Annotated in this window: 14 protein-coding genes; 8 read left to right on the forward strand and 6 right to left on the reverse strand. The window is 70.4% G+C overall.

The window, feature by feature from the left end; translation table 11 throughout:
* Positions 1–22 precede the first annotated feature (22 nt).
* Genes ccoO through EOE66_RS15810 form a run of 5 tightly spaced genes read left to right on the forward strand, consistent with a single transcriptional unit; the run spans position 23 to position 3,501 of the window.
* Positions 23–643, forward strand: coding sequence for a cytochrome-c oxidase, cbb3-type subunit II (gene ccoO / locus EOE66_RS15790; protein ID WP_128229657.1), 621 nt, complete (start codon positions 23–25; stop codon positions 641–643).
* Between the two features lie 21 nt (positions 644–664).
* On the forward strand, positions 665–850 hold the full coding sequence (locus tag EOE66_RS15795; protein WP_128229658.1) for a cbb3-type cytochrome oxidase subunit 3: 186 nt from the start codon (positions 665–667) through the stop codon (positions 848–850).
* Positions 847–1,761 carry a cytochrome-c oxidase, cbb3-type subunit III gene (ccoP, locus tag EOE66_RS15800; RefSeq protein ID WP_128229659.1) on the forward strand — a complete coding sequence of 305 codons (915 nt, stop codon included), beginning with the start codon at positions 847–849 and terminating at the stop codon, positions 1,759–1,761. The genes EOE66_RS15795 and ccoP overlap by 4 nt, the downstream gene beginning before the upstream one ends.
* Positions 1,703–3,232, forward strand: a complete 1,530-nt coding sequence (ccoG, locus tag EOE66_RS15805) for a cytochrome c oxidase accessory protein CcoG (RefSeq protein ID WP_375137483.1) — start codon at positions 1,703–1,705, stop codon at positions 3,230–3,232. Before ccoP ends, ccoG begins: the two co-directional genes overlap by 59 nt.
* A gap of 20 nt (positions 3,233–3,252) precedes the next feature.
* Positions 3,253–3,501, forward strand: a complete 249-nt coding sequence (locus EOE66_RS15810) for a hypothetical protein (RefSeq protein WP_128229660.1) — start codon at positions 3,253–3,255, stop codon at positions 3,499–3,501.
* Between the two features lie 12 nt (positions 3,502–3,513).
* Here the strand turns inward: EOE66_RS15810 and fnr are convergent, their stop codons facing one another.
* On the reverse strand, positions 3,514–4,251 hold the full coding sequence (gene fnr / locus EOE66_RS15815; protein ID WP_128229661.1) for a fumarate/nitrate reduction transcriptional regulator Fnr: 738 nt from the start codon (positions 4,249–4,251) through the stop codon (positions 3,514–3,516).
* 142 nt (positions 4,252–4,393) lie between these two features.
* On the opposite strand from fnr, the gene hemN reads away from it, so the two are divergent.
* The 3 genes from hemN (at position 4,394) to icd (ending at position 7,891) form a co-directional block, all read left to right on the forward strand.
* Positions 4,394–5,806 carry an oxygen-independent coproporphyrinogen III oxidase gene (gene hemN, locus EOE66_RS15820; RefSeq protein WP_128229662.1) on the forward strand — a complete coding sequence of 471 codons (1,413 nt, stop codon included), beginning with the start codon at positions 4,394–4,396 and terminating at the stop codon, positions 5,804–5,806.
* A 2-nt stretch (positions 5,807–5,808) separates the two neighbouring features.
* Positions 5,809–6,531 (forward strand): sulfite exporter TauE/SafE family protein, encoded by a 723-nt coding sequence (locus EOE66_RS15825; RefSeq protein ID WP_128229663.1) that lies wholly within the window; start codon positions 5,809–5,811, stop codon positions 6,529–6,531.
* Between the two features lie 106 nt (positions 6,532–6,637).
* Positions 6,638–7,891 carry an NADP-dependent isocitrate dehydrogenase gene (gene icd, locus EOE66_RS15830; RefSeq protein ID WP_128229664.1) on the forward strand — a complete coding sequence of 418 codons (1,254 nt, stop codon included), beginning with the start codon at positions 6,638–6,640 and terminating at the stop codon, positions 7,889–7,891.
* Between the two features lie 87 nt (positions 7,892–7,978).
* Here icd and EOE66_RS15835 read toward each other — a convergent pair whose 3' ends face one another.
* The 5 genes from EOE66_RS15835 to EOE66_RS15855 all read right to left on the reverse strand — a co-directional run bounded on the left by EOE66_RS15835 (position 7,979) and on the right by EOE66_RS15855 (position 19,753).
* On the reverse strand, positions 7,979–9,505 hold the full coding sequence (locus tag EOE66_RS15835) for a peptide MFS transporter (RefSeq protein WP_128229665.1): 1,527 nt from the start codon (positions 9,503–9,505) through the stop codon (positions 7,979–7,981).
* Between the two features lie 56 nt (positions 9,506–9,561).
* The gene (locus EOE66_RS15840; RefSeq protein WP_128229666.1) at positions 9,562–14,370 is read right to left on the reverse strand and encodes an AbfB domain-containing protein; all 4,809 of its coding nucleotides are present in this window, start codon (positions 14,368–14,370) and stop codon (positions 9,562–9,564) included.
* Positions 14,367–14,918, reverse strand: coding sequence for an SCO family protein (locus tag EOE66_RS15845; RefSeq protein ID WP_164885125.1), 552 nt, complete (start codon positions 14,916–14,918; stop codon positions 14,367–14,369). The genes EOE66_RS15840 and EOE66_RS15845 overlap by 4 nt, the downstream gene beginning before the upstream one ends.
* A gap of 267 nt (positions 14,919–15,185) precedes the next feature.
* Entirely contained in the window at positions 15,186–16,601 is a 1,416-nt protein-coding gene (locus tag EOE66_RS15850) for an efflux transporter outer membrane subunit (protein WP_128229668.1), read from the reverse strand.
* Positions 16,598–19,753 (reverse strand): efflux RND transporter permease subunit, encoded by a 3,156-nt coding sequence (locus EOE66_RS15855; RefSeq protein ID WP_128229669.1) that lies wholly within the window; start codon positions 19,751–19,753, stop codon positions 16,598–16,600. Before EOE66_RS15855 ends, EOE66_RS15850 begins: the two co-directional genes overlap by 4 nt.
* Positions 19,754–19,763 lie beyond the last annotated feature (10 nt).

Below are 19,763 nucleotides of genomic sequence, written 5' to 3' on the forward strand. Positions count from 1 at the left end.
ACCGACCAGAGGCAACAACACCATGGCTCAGAACCACACCCCTGCCGGTCACGAGAAGATCGAGACCAGCAACTTCCTGATGATCGTGCTCATCCTGCTGGCAGTGGCCGTCGGCGGCATGGTCGAGATCGTCCCGCTGTTCTTCCAGCGCTCGACCACGCAGCCGCTGGAGGGCGTGAAGCCCTACACCGCGCTGCAGCTCGCTGGCCGCGACATCTACCTGCGCGAGGGTTGCTACAACTGCCACTCGCAGATGGTGCGCCCCTTCCGCGCCGAGGCGCTGCGCTACGGGCAGCTCTCGCAGGCCGGCGAGTTCGTCTACGACCACCCCTTCCAGTGGGGCAGCAAGCGCACGGGCCCTGACCTGCACCGCGTGGGCGGCAAGTACAGCGACGAGTGGCACCTCATCCACCTCTACAACCCGCGCGACCTGGTGCCCGAATCGAACATGCCGGCCTACCCCTGGCTGCTGAAGGCCACGGTCGAGCCCGAGAGCATGGCCCCGCGCATGAAGGCGCTGCGCACGGCCGGCGTGCCCTACAGCGATGCCGAGATCGCCAAGGCCGCCGAAGACGTGAAGGGCCGCACCGAGATGGATGCGCTCATCGCCTACCTGCAGGTGCTGGGCACCGCGCGCAAGTGAACGTCAGTTCAAGGAGCGTTCATGGACGTCAATGACCTTCGCGTGATCGTCACGCTCAGCGGCTTCGTGCTCTTCCTGGTGCTGGTGGTGCGCACCTGGAGCAGCCGCAACCGCAGCGAACACCAGGCCGCGGCGCAGCTGCCCTTCCTGGAAGACCAGGCCGAGAACCCGGCCGCCCGCGCAGAACAACGAGGAGTGCAGTCGTGAGTGATTTCATCAACAGTGGCTGGGCCCTCTTCGTGGCCGCCACCACCGTGCTGGGGTTGGTGCTCTGCCTGGTGCTGCTGGCCATTGCCAGCCGCCGCAAGGTGATGGCCGACGACAACACCACCGGCCACGTGTGGGACGAAGACCTGCGCGAGTTGAACAACCCGCTGCCGCGCTGGTGGATGTGGCTGTTCGTCATCACCGTGGTCTTCGCAGCCGTCTACCTGGCCTTCTACCCGGGTCTGGGCAGCCACCCCGGCACGCTGAAGTGGAGCAGCACCGGCCAGTACGAGGCCGAGCAGAAGAAGGCCGAAGCCGCGCTGGCGCCGGTGTACGCCAAGTTCGCGCCGATGACGGCCGAGCAACTGGCCCGCGACACTGCCGCCATGGGCATCGGCCAGCGCCTGTACCTGAACAACTGCGCGCAGTGCCATGGCAGCGATGCGCGGGGCAGCAAGGGCTTCCCGAACCTGGCCGACACCGACTGGCTGGGCGCCGGCACGCACGATTACGTCAAGCAGGTGATCGTGCAGGGCCGCGTCGGCATGATGCCGCCCATGGCCGCGGCCGTGGGCAGTGCCGAAGACGTGCGCAACGTGGCGAACTATGTGCTCAGCCTCTCGGGCAGCGCCCACAACAACATCGCGGCGGAGATGGGCAAGGCCAAGTTCGGCACCTGTGCCGGCTGCCACGGCGCCGATGGCAAGGGCAACGCTGCGCTCGGTGCGCCCAACCTCACCGACAAGATCTGGCTGCACGGCTGGGGCGAGCAGGCTATCGTCAACATCATCACCAACGGCAAGAACAACGCCATGCCCGCCCAGGGCCGGCTGCTGACGCCGGAACAGGTGCATGTGCTCGGCGCCTACGTCTGGAGCCTCTCGCAAGGCACCCGTGTCGCTGCCCAGTGAGTTGCCGGCCGGCGCATCGCCAGGCACGTCGCCCGAGGCCCCCTCGGGCGACATGAAGGAACAGATCGTCTCGCTGTACAAGGCGCAGGACAAGATCTACGCCCGCGCCGTCTCGGGCTGGTTCGTGCGCTGGCGCTGGGCCCTGGTGTGGGCCACGCAGCTGCTCTTCTACGGCCTGCCCTGGTTGAACTGGAACGGCCGCCAGGCCGTGCTCTTCGACCTGGGCGCGCGCCGCTTCTACATCTTCGAGCTGGTGCTCTACCCGCAGGACTTCATTTACCTGACGGGCTTGCTCATCGTCAGCGCCTACGCGCTCTTCCTCTTCACCACCGTGGCCGGGCGGCTGTGGTGCGGCTACGCCTGCCCGCAGACGGTGTACACCGAGATCTTCATGTGGGTGGAGCGCCGCATCGAAGGCGACCGCATGCGCCGCATGAAGCTCGACCAGGGCCCGTGGACCTTCGAGAAGCTCTGGCGCAAGAGCGCCAAACAGGCGGCCTGGATCGCCATCGGCCTGTGGACGGGTTTCACCTTCGTCGGCTACTTCACGCCCATCCAGCTGCTGGGCAGCGAGGTGTTGAGCTTCAACCTCGGGCCGTGGGAGACCTTCTGGGTGCTGTTCTACGGTTTCGCCACCTACGGCAACGCCGGCTGGATGCGCGAGCAGGTGTGCAAGTACATGTGCCCCTACGCGCGCTTCCAGAGCGTGATGTTCGACAAGGACACGCTCATCATCAGCTACGACGAGGCGCGAGGCGAACCGCGCGGCGGCGTGCGCGCCAAACGCGGCAGCGAGGCCGCCGCCCAGGCCGCGAAGAAGCAGGGCGACTGCATCGACTGCGGCCTGTGCGTGCAGGTGTGCCCCACCGGCATCGACATCCGCCAGGGCCTGCAGTACGAGTGCATCGGCTGCGCGGCCTGCATCGACGTGTGCAACGGTGTGATGGACAAGATGCACACGCCGCGCGGGCTGATCCGCTACGACACGCAGAACGGGCTGCAGCAGCACCTGACGCGCAGCCAGGTGCTGAAGCGCGTGCTGCGGCCGCGTGTGCTGGGCTACTCGGCGGTGTTGCTTTTGATCTGTGTGGCGCTGTTCGCCAGCCTGCTGATGCGCGCGCCTTTCCGCGTGGACGTGGTGCGCGACCGCGGCGCGTTGGCGCGCATGGTGGACGACGGCTGGGTCGAGAACGTCTACCGCCTGCAGATCATGAACGCCACCGAGCGCACGCAGCGCTACCGCGTCAGTGCCGAAGGCCTGGCACAGTTGAAGATCGAGGTGCCGGCTGAACTGATGGTGCAACCCGCCCAGGCCCGTTGGGTGCCGGTGGCCGTGCGCGTGCCGCCCGAGGTGGCGCAGCAGGTCGGCACGGGCGCGCACGGGCTGAGGTTCAGCATCGAGCGCCTGCCCGAGGCCGGCGAGGGTGCCCACCTGCTCGTCGAAAAATCCACTTTCATGGTGCCGCGTTGACGGCACCGCAGGAGACCACCATGACCACAAGCACATTGCAGACCGGCCACCCACTGCCCCCGGGCGGTGCCACCACGCGCCGCTGGTGGCGCGAACCGATGATGTGGCTGGTGATCGGCGGGCCGCTGCTCGTGGTGGTGGCCAGCTTCATCACGCTGGCGCTGGCCCTCCGCCACCCCGACCCGGTGCTGGCCACGCCCAAGGCCCACAGCAAGGCCGAACAACCGGCCGTGCAGGGCCGCAACCACGCGGCCACGCCGGAGCGCTGAGCGCCCGGCCCCTCAGCAGGGGCTGCCGTTGACCAGCGCCTGCAGCGCCTCGGGGTTGAGCACCGTGATCTGGCGCTGTTTCACGTCGAGGATGCCCTCGTCCTGGAACTTGCTGAACGCCCGGCTCACGGTCTCCAGCTTCAGGCCGAGATAGCTGCCGATTTCCTCGCGCGTCATGCGCAGCACCAGGCTGCTGGCCGAGAAGCCGCGCGTGCGCAGCCGCTGCGTCAGGTTCAGCAGGAAAGCCGCCAGTCGCTCTTCGGCGCGCATGCTGCCCAGCAGCAGCATCACGCCGTGGTCGCGCACGATCTCGCGGCTCATGATCTTGTGGAAGTGGCGCTGCAGGTCGCTGATCTCGCGCGAGAGGTCTTCGAGCTGGTGGTACGGGATCACGCAGACCTGCGAGTCTTCCAGCGCCACGGCGTCGCAGGTGTGGCGGTCGGTGCCGATGCCATCCAGGCCCAGCAACTCGCCGGCCATCTGGAAGCCCGTGACCTGATCGCGCCCGTCTTCCGACGAGAGGCAGGTCTTGAAGAAGCCCGTGCGTACCGCGTAGAGCGAAGTGAAGGCCTCGCCGCTGCGGAACAGCGCGTCGCCGCGCGGCACGCTGCGGCGGGTGGCGACGATGGCGTCCAGCCGCTCCATCTGCGCCTCGCCGATGCCCACGGGCAGACACAGTTCGCGCAGGTTGCAGCTGGAACAGGCGACCTTGAAAGGCTCCAGGCGGACAGGCGGCAGGGTGGTTTGCATGGCAGGGCGTACAGCTGGTGAGCCACCAGTATGGCGCATGCCAAAACCCCGCCCGCAACGCAGCGGCGCGCCGCGGGCGCTGCCGAGCCCCGGGCTTGAGCAGGATCAATGCGGCCGGCTGGCGCTTTGGCACAGTGGGTTCATGAACATCCTGGACACCGCCCCCGTGGACACGCTGCTGACCGACGACCTGCTGCGCAGGCTGGACGTGCCCGGGCCGCGCTACACCAGCTACCCCACGGCCGACCGCTTCGTCGAGGCCTTCGGCGCCGAGGCCTACCGCCAGGCGCTGCGCCAGCGCGCGCAGGGGGCCGTGGTCGGCGGCGCGCAGCCGCTGTCGATCTACGTGCACATCCCGTTCTGCGAGCAGCTCTGCTACTACTGCGCCTGCAACAAGATCATCACCAAGCACAAGAGCCGCGGGGCGGAGTACCTGCTCGACCTGCAGCGCGAGATCGAGCTGCACGCGGCCGAGCTGGGGCGCGGCCAGCCGGTCTCGCAGCTGCACCTGGGGGGCGGTTCGCCCACCTTCCTGAGCGACGAAGAACTCGCTCAGCTGATGGCGATGCTGCGCGCCGCCTTCAAGCTGCAGCCCGAAGCCGAGATCAGCATCGAGGTCGACCCGCGCACCGCCACGCGCGAGCGCCTGCGCAACCTGGCTGCGATGGGCTTCAACCGCGTGAGCTTCGGCATCCAGGACTTCGACCCCGAGGTGCAGGTGGCCGTGCACCGCGTGCAGAGCTTCGACAGCGTGCGCGAGCTGGTGGCCGAGGCGCGGGCGCTGCGCTTCGAGTCGATCAACGCCGACCTCATCTACGGCCTGCCCAAGCAGACGCCGGAATCCTTCCGCCGCACCATCGCACAGGTGGCCGAGCTGCGCCCCACGCGCGTGGCCATGTACGCCTATGCCCACCTGCCGCAGCGCTTCAAGCCGCAGCGCCGCATCGACGACCACGCGCTGCCCACGGCCGAGCAGCGCATCCAGATGCTGCGCGCCGGCCTCGCCGGCTTCGTGGCCAACGGCTACACCTACATCGGCATGGACCACTTCGCGCTGCCGGGCGACGCGCTGGCCATCGCCAAGCGCCAGGGGCGCCTGCACCGCAACTTCCAGGGCTACACCACGCAGCCCGACTGCGACCTGGTGAGCCTGGGCGTCTCGGCCATCGGCCGCATCGGCGCCACCTACAGCCAGAACGCCAAGACCCTGCCCGAGTACCACGACGCGTTGGCCCAGGGCAACTTCCCCATCGTGCGCGGACTGGCGCTGACGCGCGACGACCTCATCCGCCGCGCCGTCATCATGGCGCTGATGTGCCAGGGGCGCGTGGAGTTCGAGAGCATCGAGCTCGCGCACCTGGTGAAGATGCGCGAGGTGTTCGCCCCCGAGCTCGAGCAGCTGCAGCCGCTGCAGGCCCTGGGCCTGGTGGAGCTGGGCGAGCGCGAGATCCAGGTCACGGCCACCGGCTGGTTCTTCGTGCGGGCGGTGGCCATGGTCTTCGACCGCCACCTGCAGGCCGACCGCGTGCGCGAGCGTTTCTCGCGCATCATCTGAGGGTGGAAGTCCCCCTCGTCGTCAGCGCCACGCTGCTGGGTCTGGCCGGCGCGCCGCACTGCGCCGCGATGTGCAGCGCGCCCTGCGCCGCCGCCACCGGCCGGCAGCCGCGGCACAGCCTCGTGTTCCATCTCGCCCGCGTGGGCAGCTATGCGCTCGGCGGCGCCGTGGTGGCTTCGAGCGTGGCCGCGCTGGCGGCGTGGTCGGCACTGAGCCCGGCACTGCGCCCGCTGTGGGTGCTGCTGCACGCCGGCGCCCTGGCGCTGGGCCTGTGGCTGTTGATCCAGGCCCGCCAGCCGGCCTGGATGGAGCGCCTGGGGCGCGTGCCCGCGGCCGAGGGCGGCCTGACCGTGGCGGCGGGCCCATCGGGCGGCGCTGCGCCGGCCCCCGGCTGGCAGCGCCTGCAAGGCCCGGCCCAAGCCGGCGCTGCTGGCGCGCTGTGGGTGGCCTGGCCGTGCGGCTTGCTGCAGTCGGCGCTGCTGGTGGCCGCCCTGGGCAGCAGCGCGGCCACGGGCGCAGCCGCCATGGCCGGTTTTGCGCTGGCTTCAGCGCCGGGCCTCCTCTTCGGCCCCTGGCTCTTGCAGCGCCTGCTGCGCGGCCAGAACGCGGCGGCGCGTGAGCGCCTCGCCGTGCGCGCAGCCGGCCTCATGCTGGTGGCGGCAGCGGCCTGGGCGCTGGGCCACGGCGTCTGGCACGAGGTGGCGGCCTTCTGCGGCCTGGCCTGAACCAGGGCTGGACGTCAGGGGCCCGACAGGGCCCGTGCCTTAGAATTTGAGAGTCACTTACACCTATGCCGGCAGTGTTGCGCCGGCCCTGCGGAGACCCCCACACATGTACCAGCACATCAAGGTGCCCGAAGGTGGCCAGAAGATCACCGTCAATGCGGACTTCTCGCTCAACGTTCCCGATCAGCCGATCATTCCGTACATCGAGGGCGACGGCACCGGTCTGGACATCACGCCGGTGATGCTGAAGGTGGTGGATGCCGCGGTGGCCAAGGCCTACGGCGGCAAGAAGAAGATCCACTGGATGGAGGTCTATGCCGGCGAGAAGAGCACCAAGGTCTACGGGCCCGACGTGTGGCTGCCGCAAGAGACCCTGGACGTGGTGCGCGAGTACGTCGTCAGCATCAAGGGCCCGCTGACCACGCCCGTGGGCGGCGGCATCCGCAGCCTGAACGTGGCGCTGCGCCAGGAACTCGACCTCTACGTCTGCCTGCGGCCCATCCAGTACTTCAAGGGCGTGCCCAGCCCCGTGAAGGAGCCCGAGAAGACCAACATGGTCATCTTCCGCGAGAACTCGGAAGACATCTACGCCGGCATCGAGTTCGAGGCCGAGAGCGACAAGGCCAAGAAGCTCATCAAGTTCCTGCAGGACGAGATGGGCGTGAAGAAGATCCGCTTCCCGAACACCTCGGGCATCGGCGTCAAGCCGGTCAGCCGCGAAGGCACCGAACGCCTGGTGCGCAAGGCGCTGCAGTACGCCATCGACAACGACAAGCCCAGCGTGACCATCGTGCACAAGGGCAACATCATGAAGTTCACCGAAGGTGGCTTCCGTGACTGGGCCTACGCGCTGGCGCAGAAGGAATTCGGCGCGCAGCTCATCGACGGCGGCCCGTGGTGCAAGTTCAAGAACCCGAAGACGGGCAAGGACATCGTCGTCAAGGACAGCATCGCCGACGCCTTCCTGCAGCAGATCCTGCTGCGCCCGGCCGAGTACAGCGTCATTGCCACGCTGAACCTGAACGGCGACTACGTCTCTGACGCGCTGGCCGCCCAGGTGGGTGGCATCGGCATCGCCCCGGGCGCCAACCTGAGCGACAGCGTGGCCATGTTCGAAGCCACGCACGGCACCGCGCCCAAGTACGCCGGCAAGGACTACGTGAACCCGGGTTCCGAGATCCTCAGCGCCGAGATGATGCTGCGCCACATGGGCTGGTTCGAGGCCGCCGACCTCATCATCAGCAGCATGGAGAAGTCGATCGCCAGCAAGAAGGTGACCTACGACTTCGCGCGCCTGATGGAAGGTGCCACGCAGGTCAGCTGCAGCGGTTTCGGTCAGGTGATGATCGACCACATGTGAAGCCTGTGCATCGCGCCCCGCGCGGGCGCGCTGCGATAACCTGCCCCCGGCCTCTGCCCCAGAGCCCGGGGGTTTTTCATGGCGGCGCTAGACCCGCTGCCCCAGCGCCCGCTGCAGCGGCCGGTGCAGCGCCCACAGCAGCGCGCCACCGGCCAGGCCGATGGCCAGCATCAGGCCGAAGAAGCCTTCGCGCGGCAGCTTCTCGTAGAAGGTGCCCAGCCAGCCGGCGCCGTAGTTGCCAAAGAAGTTCGCGAGGAACCACACGCCCATCAACGTGGACACCAGGCGCAGCGGCGCCACCTTCGAGACGAAAGACAAGCCGATGGGCGAGAGGTAGAGCTCGCCCAGCGTGAAGACCGCCGTGGCGGCGGTGAGCCACAGCAGGCTCTGCTTCTGGCCCGGCGTGGCGCTCAGCTCGCCGGCGATCATCACCGCGAAGCCCAGCCCGCAGAGCGCGCAGCCGATGGCCAGCTTGGCCAGGCTGCCGGGCTCGGTGCCGCGCGCGGCCTGTCGTGCCCACCAGAAGTTCAGCAGCGGCACGAAGAGAAAGATCATGAAAGGGTTGAAGCTCTGGTACCAGCTCGAAGGGATGGTGAAGCCGGCGATGGTGGGCCACACCGTCTGCTGGTCGGCCCAGAGCTGCAAGGTATTGCCCTGCTGTTCGTAGACGGCCCAGAACAGTGCCGTCACCGCGCAGGCGGCGCACAGCGCCATCACCCGCGGGCGCTCGTCGCCGGGCAGGCCGCGCAGCCAGGCCACGGCGGCCACCGCCACGCCCACGGCCAGGCCGGCCTGCAGCCAGCCCGGCAGCGCCAGCAGGCCCAGCATCAGGCCCACGCAGGCCGGGATGGCCAGCACATAGGCCAGCACGCCGAGGCCGGGTTTTGCAGCCAGCACCGAAGGCGGGCGCTCGGCTTCGGGCGGCAGCTTGTCCATGTTCAGCACGTAGAACACCAGCCCCAGCAGCATGCCCACGCCGGCGGCGCCGAAGCCGGCATGCCAGCCCACCGTCTGCCCCAGCGTGCCGCAGATCAGCGGTGCGATGAAGGCGCCCACGTTCACGCCAAGGTAGTAGACGGAGTAGGCGCGGTCGCGCCGCGGGTCGCCCGGCGCGTAGAGCTCGCCCACCTGCGCGCAGAGGTTGGGCTTGAAGCAGCCGTTGCCGGCGATGAGGAAGAGCAGGGCGACGAAGAACATCGCCTCGCTGGCCATGAGGAAGTGGCCCAGCGCCATCAGCAGGCCGCCGACGATGACGGTGCGGCGCCGGCCCAGCACGCGGTCGGCCAGCAGGCCGCCGAACAGCGGCGAGAGGTAGACGAAGCCGGTGTAGAGGCCATACACCAGCGAGGCCAGCGCCTGCACCTGCATGGGCCCGTGGGCCGCGGTGAGCAGGCCGCTCAGCGGCTCCAGGCCCAGCACCGCGGTGTCGGCGTCCGGGCGCTTGAAGAGGTGGTCCACCATGTACAGCACGAGCAGGGCGCGCATGCCGTAGTAGCTGGTGCGCTCCCACATCTCGGCCATGAAGAGCACGGCCAGGCCCTTGGGGTGGCCGAACCAGGTGCCGCCGGGTGGGGCGGTGGGGGCAGGCGCCGTGGGCAGGGGGGTGGTGTTCATCGCGGCCCATTGTGGCGGCCCACCCCCGGCCGCCGTGGAGATGCCGGGCCCTGGGTTCAGGGGTGGTTCAGGCGGCTGGCGGGCACCGCCACGAAGCTGCTGCTGCCCGGCACGCGCCACTGCAGGCGCATGGTGGCGCCGCCACTGCGGTCGTAGTACTCCAGCACCACGGCCACGCGCTGGCCGGCGGTGAGGCGGAAGCTGCCGCTGGTGTTGGTGGTGGTGCCGTGGTCGGTCCAGTTGTTGATGCGCTGGGTGCCGCCCACCCACAAGCGCACGCCGTCGTCGGAGACGGTGCGGAAGGTGTAGCTGCCCGTGGTCGGCACGGTGACGGTGCCGCTCCAGCGCACGGAGTAGCCGTCGGCCGGCACGCCCACCGCGGGGCGGTTGGTGCCCCAGTCGAAGTCGACCGCCTCGGTGCGTGACACGAGCAGCCGGCCGCTGAAGCTGGCCGCGCCCAGGTGGTAGTCGCCGCGCAGGCCGGCACCGCTGGTGGCCAGGGCCGGGGCGCTGGCTTCTTCGTTGCCGATCTCGCGCAGGTACTGCGCCAGGTTGGTGAGGTCGGCCGCCGCGATGGCCAGGCCGGCGTGGGCCGTGATGGCCGCCTCCAGCGTGGCCGCCGAGCCGTCGTGCAGGTAGGGCCCGGTGAGCGCCACGTCGCGCAGCGTGGGGACGTCGATGCCGTCCAGCGTGCCGTTCAGGCGGCGGCCGCTGCTGGCCTTGAGCGTGCCGATGTCGAAGCGGTTGTCGGCCGCACTGCCGGTGTAGGCCGTGCCGCTGTGGCACGCGGCGCACTGCTGGTTGATGAAGACCGTGCGGCCCGCCGCAGCCACGCTGCTCAGCGCGCCGGTGCTGGTACGGGCTGCGCTGGGCGCGAAGGCGTTGAGCGAGCCGACGTAGGCCGCCAGCGCGTCGAGGTCGGCGCTCTGGCCAGCCTTGGCCGTGCCCAGGGGCTGCGCGCGTGTGCCGCTGAAGTAGGCGGCGTCGGCCATCAGCCCGGTGCCGCCGGCCAGGGTGCGGATCTGGGTCTCGAAGTCTTGTACTTCGTCGAAGTTCTGCGTCCAGTGCAGGCGGCCCTGGCCCAGCCCGGCGCGGCCGCGCAGGCTGGCGGTGTTGCGCAGGCCTTCACCGTGGCCCGTCAGGTCCCAGGTGCGGCCGTCGTGCGTGCCGTCGGCATGGCAGGTGGCGCAGCTCATGTAGGCGTCGCGGGCCAGGCGCGGATCACGCGCGTCGTAGAAGAACTGCTTGCCGCGCAGCACGGTGGCGCTGAGCTTTTCGGTGGCGATGGTGGCGGCTACGCTCGGTGCGGGCAGCGCGAAGCTGCCGTTGTCCAGCAGCGGGCCGAGGTCGATGGCGCTGACGCTGCGCGACATGAAGTTCAGCACATAGAGCCGCCGGCCGTCGGCCGACATCAGCAACGCCTGCGGCGCCAGCTGCGTTTCCAGCCGCACGAGCTCGGTGCCGCGCGCGGCATCCAGCACTGCCACCTGGCGCGAGGTTTCCAGCGCCACGAAGAGGTAGGCGCCGGTCGGGTGGTGCACGGCGGCGGTGGCCAGGCTGCTGTTGTCGTGGTCGACACGCTGCGCGGCCACCTCGGCCGGCGTGGCCGCGGTGAGGTCGATGCGCGAGCTGATGGCGCGCACGGTGTTCTGGAAGTCGAGGTTCACGCCATTGCGCAGCGTGCCGCGCTTGACGTTGTCCTGCTTCGAGGGCACCCAGGCCGAGCGGCCGTCGGGCGAGATGGCGGCAGCTCCCAGGTAGTTGGGGATGCCGCTGCCCTGGATCTCGGTGTCGGTCTTGTCGCTGTGGCGCAGCCAGGTGGTGGCCGGCGCGGCCATCGTGGCGGTGTTGTAGACCCAGACCTCGCCGCCCACGTTGCCCGTGGTGGTGACGCTGGCCGTGCCTTCGCCCGGCAGTGCGCCCGTGATGAAGCGCGAGACCAGCAGGCGTGCCGAATCACCGCTGATGGCCAGGCCGCGCGGCTCGGCGCCGGTGGCCCAGGCGCCGGTCTGCGCGCCGGTGCCAGCGTCCAGCCTCAGCAGGCGCTGCGCCGCGCCCAGCGTGACCCAGGCCGCGCTGCCGTTGGGCGCGAACACCAGGCCCTGCGGCTGCGAGGCGCGCGGCAGCGCCACGGTGCGCGTGACGGCCAGCGTGGTGGGGCTGATGACGCTGAGGCTGGCGCTGTCGCGGTTGAGCACCCACACGCTGCCGTCGGGCGCTTGCGCGATGCTGCGCGGCGCCACGCCCACGTCGATGAGCGCGGTGCGGGCCATGGTGGCGGTGTCGAAGACGGCCACGCTGTCCTGGTCGGGGTTCAGCACCCACAGGCGCGCGCTTTGGCCGCTGCGCGGCTCCAGCATCAGCATCGACGAACTGCGCGGTGCGTTGGCCGTGGGGGCGTTGTAGACGGCCTGCACGAAGCTCGTGCTGCGTGTCTCGCCGGCTTCGTTGCGCACGGTCAGCGTGACGGTGTAGACGCCGGCCTGATCCCAGGTCTTGCTGGTGGCGCTGGCCGGGCCGAAGGCGGTGGCGGCGCTGCCGTCGCCGAAGCTCCAGCTGAAGCTCAGGCCCGGCGCATCCAGGCCCGGCGTGTAGGCGATGGCGCCCGCGCCCACGGCCTGCGGAGCCGCTGGCAGGGCCGGCAGGGCGGGCAGCGGCGTGGCCGCCACCAGCGGCAGCTGCCGCACGGTGAAGGTGGCGCTGTTGCGGAAGCGGGTGTCGTCGGCCTGGGGGTCGATCCACAGCTGGCCTTCGCGTTCACGCACCACGTAGGTGGGGAAGTTCTTCGAGCGCAGCGTCAGCGAATGCCCGGCCAGCCCTGGCTCGGGGCAGAAGGTGGCGTCGCCGGCGAAGAGTGCGGTGCCGTCGTTGACGGCCGTCTGCAGGCGGTAGCCGGCGTGGCGCAGCCAGCGGCCAGGGTTGGCGGCATGCTCCAGCGAGACACAGGCCGCGTCGGCGAGGCCCGGGCGCACCAGCCAGCGTGCGGCATTGCGCTGCGCTTCGCTGGGCAGGCCGGGCAGGGCGCCCAGCACGCCGAGGTTGGCGCCATCCACGGCCAGCGCGGCATCGGCCACGTGCGTGGCGGCCAGGGCCAGCGGCAGGTTCTGCGGCAGCGTGGCGTCGGCGGGGTTGATGCGCAGCAGCGCGGCTTGAGAAGGCACGCCGTTGGCATCCAGCGCGAACAGCTGCCACACCCCCGGCGGCAGCGTGTTGCCGCTGGCCGGCAGCGTGGCGCTCAGCAGGTCGGCGTTCTGCGTGAAGGCCAGCTCCACGAAACGCTGGCCGTTGTTGAACGAGTGCGTGACGGTGCCGCCCTTGACCAGCACCAGCCGGCTGATGGCATTGCTGTCCTGCATTTCCACGAGCAGCGTGCCACCGGGGCGGTGCGTGAGCGCGTTCACGCCCGTCATCACCGGCCGCGTTGCCAGCACCGAGGCCGTGCCCGTGCTGCGGAAGAGGTAGGGCGGGTAGTAGACCTCGACGTTCTGGTTGAACACCGGGCCCGGCGTGCCACCGCCGAGCGACAGCACCGCCGCGTTGGGCAGCAGCAGCGCGCCCGAGTGGTAGACGCGGATGCGCGCGGCGCTGGCCAACGTCGACCAGGTGCCCGTGGCCGGGTTCCAACGCTCGGCGGCATAGACGGCGTCGGCACCGCCGTTGTTGCCGCGGCGTGTGCCGCCGGTCACGAGCACCTGCCCGTCGGGCAGCACGGTGGCGCTGGGGAAGCGGCGCGGCGCTGCCATGCGGGCGGTTTCGCTGAGCACCGGCGAAGCGCCGTTGATGTCGACGATGGTGGCCATGTCGCTGGCCGGGAAACCGTCGCCGTTGAAGCCGCCATTGCCGCCCAGTTGCAGGATGCGCCCGGGCGCGAACATCACCGCGCTGTTGGTGGCGCCGGTGTTCACCGGGGCGGTGGCGCTGGGGCCGGTCTTGAAGTTGCCGGCCGAGCGCAGGGCACCGTTGCCGCCGTTGGCGTTGATGTCGAGCCACCACATCTGGTCGGCGCTGATGCCGAAGACCTCGCCGTTCGGCGCCACCCAGGCGCGCGGGTAGCTGGCGCGCAGGTTGTCGGGGCCGAAAGCCAGGCGGCTGCTGGCACCGCTCAGGCTGCGCCAGCCGGTGCCCGGGGTGTAGACCTCGGGCGTCATCGACACCTGCCCGGCTGCAATCGCGGCATCGGGGTTCTGGTACATGCCCTCGGTGTAGGGGTCGATGCCGCCCAGCATCACGGCGCGGCCGTCGGGCAGGGTCAGCATGGTGGCGTACCAGCGGTCGTCGGCCAGCTGCGCGGTGTCGTTCACGCCGGTGAGCGTGGCCGTGGTGAAGAGCGAGCTGCCGCGCGGTGTGTTGCCGCCGCTGATCAGCAACTGCCCGGTGCCCAGCCAGGCGGCGGTGCTGCAGAAGCTGTTGACGCGGCCTTCCTCGAAAGAGACGGCGTGGGCGTTGGTGCCAAAGCCGAGCGCGGGGGTCCAGACGCTGAAGGTGCGGCCGTCCTGCGCGTCGGCGTTCTGCGGGGCGCCGTAGCTCAGCACCTTGCCGTCGGGCAGCAGCGCGGCGTGGATGGCGTTCATGGGCCAGTTCTGTACCGCGCCCCACATGCCGCGCGTGGCCGCGTCGGCGGGGATGGTCAGGCCGCTCATCAGCGGGTCGGCCGGGTTGGGCAGGGCCACGGCCAGGCGCGTGGTGGCCGCCAGCATGCGGGCGCGGTCCATCACGGCCGGTGCTGGTTTCTCGGCCGAGGGTTCGTCGCCCTGGCCGCCGCAGCTGGCCAGCAGCAGGGCAGCGAGCGTCACCGCCACGGCGGTGGCGGCCGGGCGCTGTTGGGGCTGGCGGGCGGTACGGGGGGTGGCGTGCGGCGTCTTCATGAGGCGGTGCGGTCGGTGCGTGTGAGGCGCGTCAGTTCGTCGGCGAGGCGGTTGCGGTCCACGGGTTCACCGCGGAAACGCTGCAGCAGCTGGCCGTCAGGGGCGTAGAGATAGATCGCGTTGCGGTGGTCGTCGGGCACGGGCTGCGCCACGCGGGGGTCGAAGACCTGCAGCCGGTCGAGCAGGCGGTGGACCTGCGCCGGCGCGCCGCTGACGAAGCGCCAGCCGGGGCGGTCAGCGTCCTGGCGTTGGGCATAGGCGGCCAGCGCGGCGGGGGTGTCGCTCAGCGGGTCCACGGTCACCGACAGGAAGACCACACGCTCGCGCACCGGGCCCGGCAAGGCGGCGTGCAGTTGCTTGAGTTCCTGCACCTGCACGGGGCAAACGCGCGAGCAGCCGGCGAACACGAAGTGCAGCAGCACCGGGCGGCCGGTGAACTGCTGCGCGGCCAGCGCCTGGCCGCGGTGGTCTTGCAGCTGCAGGCCTTGCAGCGGGGCCGGCTGGGCCGCGGCCTTCAGCGGCAGGCCGAGACCGAGGAGGGCCAGCAAACCAAGAGCAAGACCAGCGCAGCGCAGCAGCAGGGGGAAGAACGCAGGCACAGTGCAGGGGCAGGGGGGTGCGGCAGGACAGCAGCCCCTGACGCGGTGCAGAACCCTGTTCCACCCTCACCCAACGGCCACCTGTTTACGTTTTGTGACAGTGTGGTCGGTGGCGCCCGCAGGCGCCCAGCCCGCGCTTCGGGGGGCGGGCGCGCGTGGCGCGCGAGTGCGTGACGGATGTCGCCAAAGCGCGCGCCGGCGGTGCGCGCGGGCCGGTCAGCTGGCGGCTTGCCAGCGCCCGCCGAGCGCGCGCAGCAGCACCACGCGGTTGGCCTGCTCGGTCTGCCGCAGCGTCACCAGCCCCTGCTGGGCGGTGGCGAGCTGGCGCTGGGCGTCCAGCAGCTCCAGCTGGCTGGAGGCGCCCAGCCGGTAGCTCTGCTCGGCCAGCTGCAGGCTGCGCTCGGCCGCGGCCACCTGGGCTTGCTGCGCGGCCAGGCGTTCGGCCAGGCTGTCGCGCACGGCCAGGGCGTCGGCCACCTCGCGGAAGGCAGCTTGCAGCGCCGCCTCGTAGTTGGCCAGCACCTCGCGCTGCGTGGCCTCGCTCACCGCGACCTGGGCCTTGCGCGCGCCCGCGTCCAGCAGCGGAATGTCCAGGCTGGGCAGCAGGCTCCAGAAGCCGCTGCCGCTGCGGAACAGGCCGTCGAGCTCGGGGCTGCGCAGGCCGGCGCTGGCCGTCAGCGTCAGCCGCGGAAAGCGCGCGGCGCGGGTGGCGCCCACGTCGAAGGCGGCGGCCTGCAGCTGCTGTTCGGCCGCTCGAAGGTCAGGCCGCTGCAGCAGCACCGTGGCCGGCAGGCCGGCGGGCAGCTCAGGCAGGGCCGTGGCTTGCGCCGCCTGGCCCAGCGGCAGCAACGCATCGGGCAGGGGCTGGCCGGCCAGCAGTTCCAGCGCCAGGCGGGCCTGGCGCACGGCCGCGGCGCTGCGCGCGGCTTCGCCCCGCGCGGCCTCGAAGGCCGTCTGCGCGCGTGCGCGCTGCAGGCCCGAGGCGGCGCCCAGGCGGTACTGGCGTTCGTTCAGGTCCAGCGTCTTCTGCTGGCTTTCGTGCAGTGCCTCGGCCAGCTGCTGGCGCTGGCCTTCGGCCGAGAGCGTGAGCCAGGCGTCCGCCACCTGCGCCACCAGGCTCAGGCGTGCGCTGCGCTGGGTTTCCTGCTGCGCAAGGTAACGCGCCAGCGCCGCGCCCTGCAGGCTGCCGACGCGGTTGAAGAGGTCGATCTCCCAGGCGCTGATGCCCAGGCTGGCCGTGTAGGTGCTGCTGCGGCCGCCGTTGTCATTGCCTTGTTCGTTGGCCGAGACGCCGGCGCGCAGGTCGGGGAAACGGTTCGATTCGGTGATGCCGAGTTGCGCGCGCGAGCGCTCCACCGCGGCCACGCTGGCGCGCAGGCTGCGGTTGCCGGCCAAAGCCAGCGCCACCACGCGGCGCAGGCGTTCGTCGACGAAGAAGCCGTCCCACTCGCGGGCGGCCTCGGCCGAGGCTTCGGCGCTCAGCGGCGCGTCGGCCGTGGGCGCGCTGACGCGGAAACTGTCGCGCAGCGGGGCTTCGGGCTGGCCCGCCGGCGGCACCAGGCTGCCGCAGCCGCCCAGCAGCAGCGTGGCCAGCGTGGCGGGTGCCAGCGGTGTGCGTGTCAGGCGCTTCATGCCGACACCTCCGGCTTCACGGCGGCCGCGTGTGCGGGCCCCTTGCGCGAGAACAGCGACTTCACCCACAGGTAGAACAGCGGCACGAAGAAGATGCCCAGCACGGTGGCGCTGATCATCCCGCCCAGCACGCCGAAACCGATGGCCTTCTGCGAGCCCGAACCGGCGCCGCTGGCCAGGGCCAGGGGCAGCACGCCCATGCCGAAGGCCAGCGAGGTCATCAGGATGGGGCGCAGGCGCTGCCGGCAGGCCTTGAGCACGGCGTCCATCAGGCCCAGGCCCTGCAGGCGCAGCGTCTCCGCGAACTCGACGATGAGGATGGCGTTCTTCGCGCTCAAGCCCACGGTGGTGAGCAGGCCGACCTGGAAGAACACGTCGTTGTTCTGCCCGCCCAGGTGGCTGGCGATGAGCGCGCCCAGGATGCCCAGCGGCACCACCAGCATCACGCTGAAGGGCACGCTCCAGCTCTCGTACAGCGCTGCCAGGCACAGGAAGATGAAGAGCACCGACACGGCGTACAGCAGCGGCGCCTGCGAGCCCGAGAGCCGCTCCTGGTAGCTGCGGCCAGACCACTCGTAGCCGATGCCCGGGGGCATCTCCTTCAGCGCCGCTTCCATCGCCGCCATCGCGGCGCCCGAGCTCACGCCCGGCGGCACGTCGGCCTGGATCTCGAAGGCCGGGCTGCCGTTGTAGCGCACCAGCTGGCGCGGCGCGGTGCTCCAGCTGCTGGTGGCGAAGGCGGCCATCGAGACCATCTGCCCGTTGGTGCTGCGCACGTACCAATGCTTCAGGTTGTCGGGGCTGGCGCGGTAGGCCGCCTCGCCCTGCACCAGCACACGCTTGACGCGGCCGCGGTCTATGAAGTCGTTGACATAGCTGCTGCCCAGGGCGATGGACAGCGTGTCGTTGATGACACTCGGCTGCACGCCCAGCACGCCGGCCTTCTGGTCGTCGATGGTGATCTTGAGCTGCGGCGTCTCGGCCAGGCTTTGTGTGCGCGTGCGTGCCAGCTCAGGGCGCTGGTTGCCCAGGCTGATGAGCTGCTCGCGCGCCGCGATCAGCTGCTGCTGGCCCAGGCCGCCCAAGTCCTGCAGGAAGAGCTGGATGCCCGAGCTGCCGCCCAGGCCGCGCACCGTGGGCGGCTGCACCACGAAGACCTGCGCGTCGCGCACACGGCGGCCCAGTTCGCGGCTGAAGCGCTCGGCCAGCGCGCCCGCGCCCTGGTTGGCGGCCGGGCGCTGCGACCAGTCGATCAGGCGGATGAAACCCTGGCCCGAGCCCTGGTCGCCGCCGGCGCCACGCACCACGTTGTAGTACAGCACCTCGGGCTGGTCGGCGAGGTAGGCCTCCACCTGCGTGGCCACGAGTTCCATGCGCTCGGCCGTGGCACCCGGGGCCATGCGCACCTGCAGTTGCAGGCCGCCCTGGTCTTCATCGGGCAGGAAGGAGGTGGGCAAGTCCTTGTAGAGCCAGGCCGTGGCGCCCACCAGCAGCAGGAAGACGATGAAGCTGCGCGCGCCGCGTCGGCCCATCCAGCCCACGCCGCGCACATAACGCTCGGTGAAGCGGTCGAAGCCGCGGTTGAAACCGCCGAAGAAGCGGTCGAGCAGCTTGCCGAAAGGCCCGCCGTGGCTGGCGTGTTCACCGGGTTTCACGGGCTTGAGCAGCGTGGCGCACAGCGCCGGCGAGAGCGTCATCGCCACCAACACCGACAGCACCATCGCGCTCACCACCGTGATGCTGAACTGCCGGTAGATCACGCCCGTGCTGCCGCCGAAAAAGGCCATGGGGATGAACACCGCGCTCAGCACCACGGCAATGCCGACCAGCGCGCCGCTGATCTCCTGCATGCTCTTCCTGGTGGCGTCGTAGGGGCTCAGGCCCTCTTCGCGCATCAGGCGTTCGACGTTCTCCACCACCACGATGGCGTCGTCCACCAGCAGGCCGATGGCCAGCACCAGGCCGAACATCGTCAGCGTGTTGATCGAGAAACCCGCCACCGCCAGGATGCCCATGGTGCCCAGCATCACCACCGGCACGGCAATCGCCGGCACCAGCGTGGCGCGCAGGTTCTGCATGAACAGGTACATGATCACCACGACCAGCACCATGGCCTCGATCAGCGTCTTCACCACGCCGTTGATCGACACGCGCACGAAAGGCGTGGTGTCGTAGGTGATGGTCACCTTGTAGCCGGCCGGGAAGAAGGGCTCCAGTTCTTTCAGCTTGGCCTTGATGGCATCACCCGTGGTCAGCGCGTTGGCGCCGCTGGCCGGGAAGATGGCCATGCCCGCGGCCGTGCGGCCGCTGCTGCGCACGTTGGTGGTGTAGCTGTCGCGGCCCAGTTCCACGCGGGCCACGTCGCCCAGGCGCAGCGAGGAGCCGTCGGCCTGCACGCGCAGCACCACGTTGCGGAACTGCTCGGCCGTGGTCAGGCGCGAACGCGCGGTGATGATGGCCGACAGGCGCTGGCCCTCGGGCGCGGGCAGCGCGCCGATCTGGCCGGCCGAGACCTCGGTGTTCTGCTGCAGCAGCGCGGTGCGGATGTCGGCGGGCACGAGGTTGTAGCGCTGCAGCTTGGCCGGGTCGAGCCAGATGCGCATGGCATAGCCCGAGCCGAAGGCGTTGACGTCGCCCACGCCCTCGACGCGGCTGATGATGTCGATCAGGGTGCTGTTGAGGTAATCGCCCAGGTCGCCCGAGGTGACGTTCGGGTCGTCGCTGGTGAGCATCGCCACCATCAGGAACTCGGTGCTCGCCTTGGTGACGCGCACGCCCTGGGCCTGCACCGCCTGTGGCAGCCGGCTGATGACGCTCTGCACCTTGTTCTGCACCTGCACCTGCGCGGTGTCGGGGTTGGTGCCGGCCTCGAAGGTGAGCTGCGTGCTGGCGTTGCCGGCGGCGCTGCTGGTGCTTTCGATGGACAGCAGGCCGTCGATGCCCTTGAGGCTCTGCTCGATGATCTGCGTCACCGAGTCTTCGATGGTCTGCGCCGAGGCGCCCGGGTAGCTGGTGTTGATGCTCACGCGGGTGGGCGCGATGTCGGGGTAGCGCTCCAGCGGCAGCGTCAGCGTGGCGGCGCCGCCGGCCAGCATGATGACGATGGCCAGCACCCACGCGAAGATGGGGCGGTCGATGAAGAAAGAGGCCATGGCGGGGCTC

The sequence above is a fragment of the Rubrivivax rivuli genome, from assembly GCF_004016505.1.
In the GTDB taxonomy this organism is placed as follows: Bacteria; Pseudomonadota; Gammaproteobacteria; order Burkholderiales; family Burkholderiaceae_C; genus Rubrivivax; species Rubrivivax rivuli.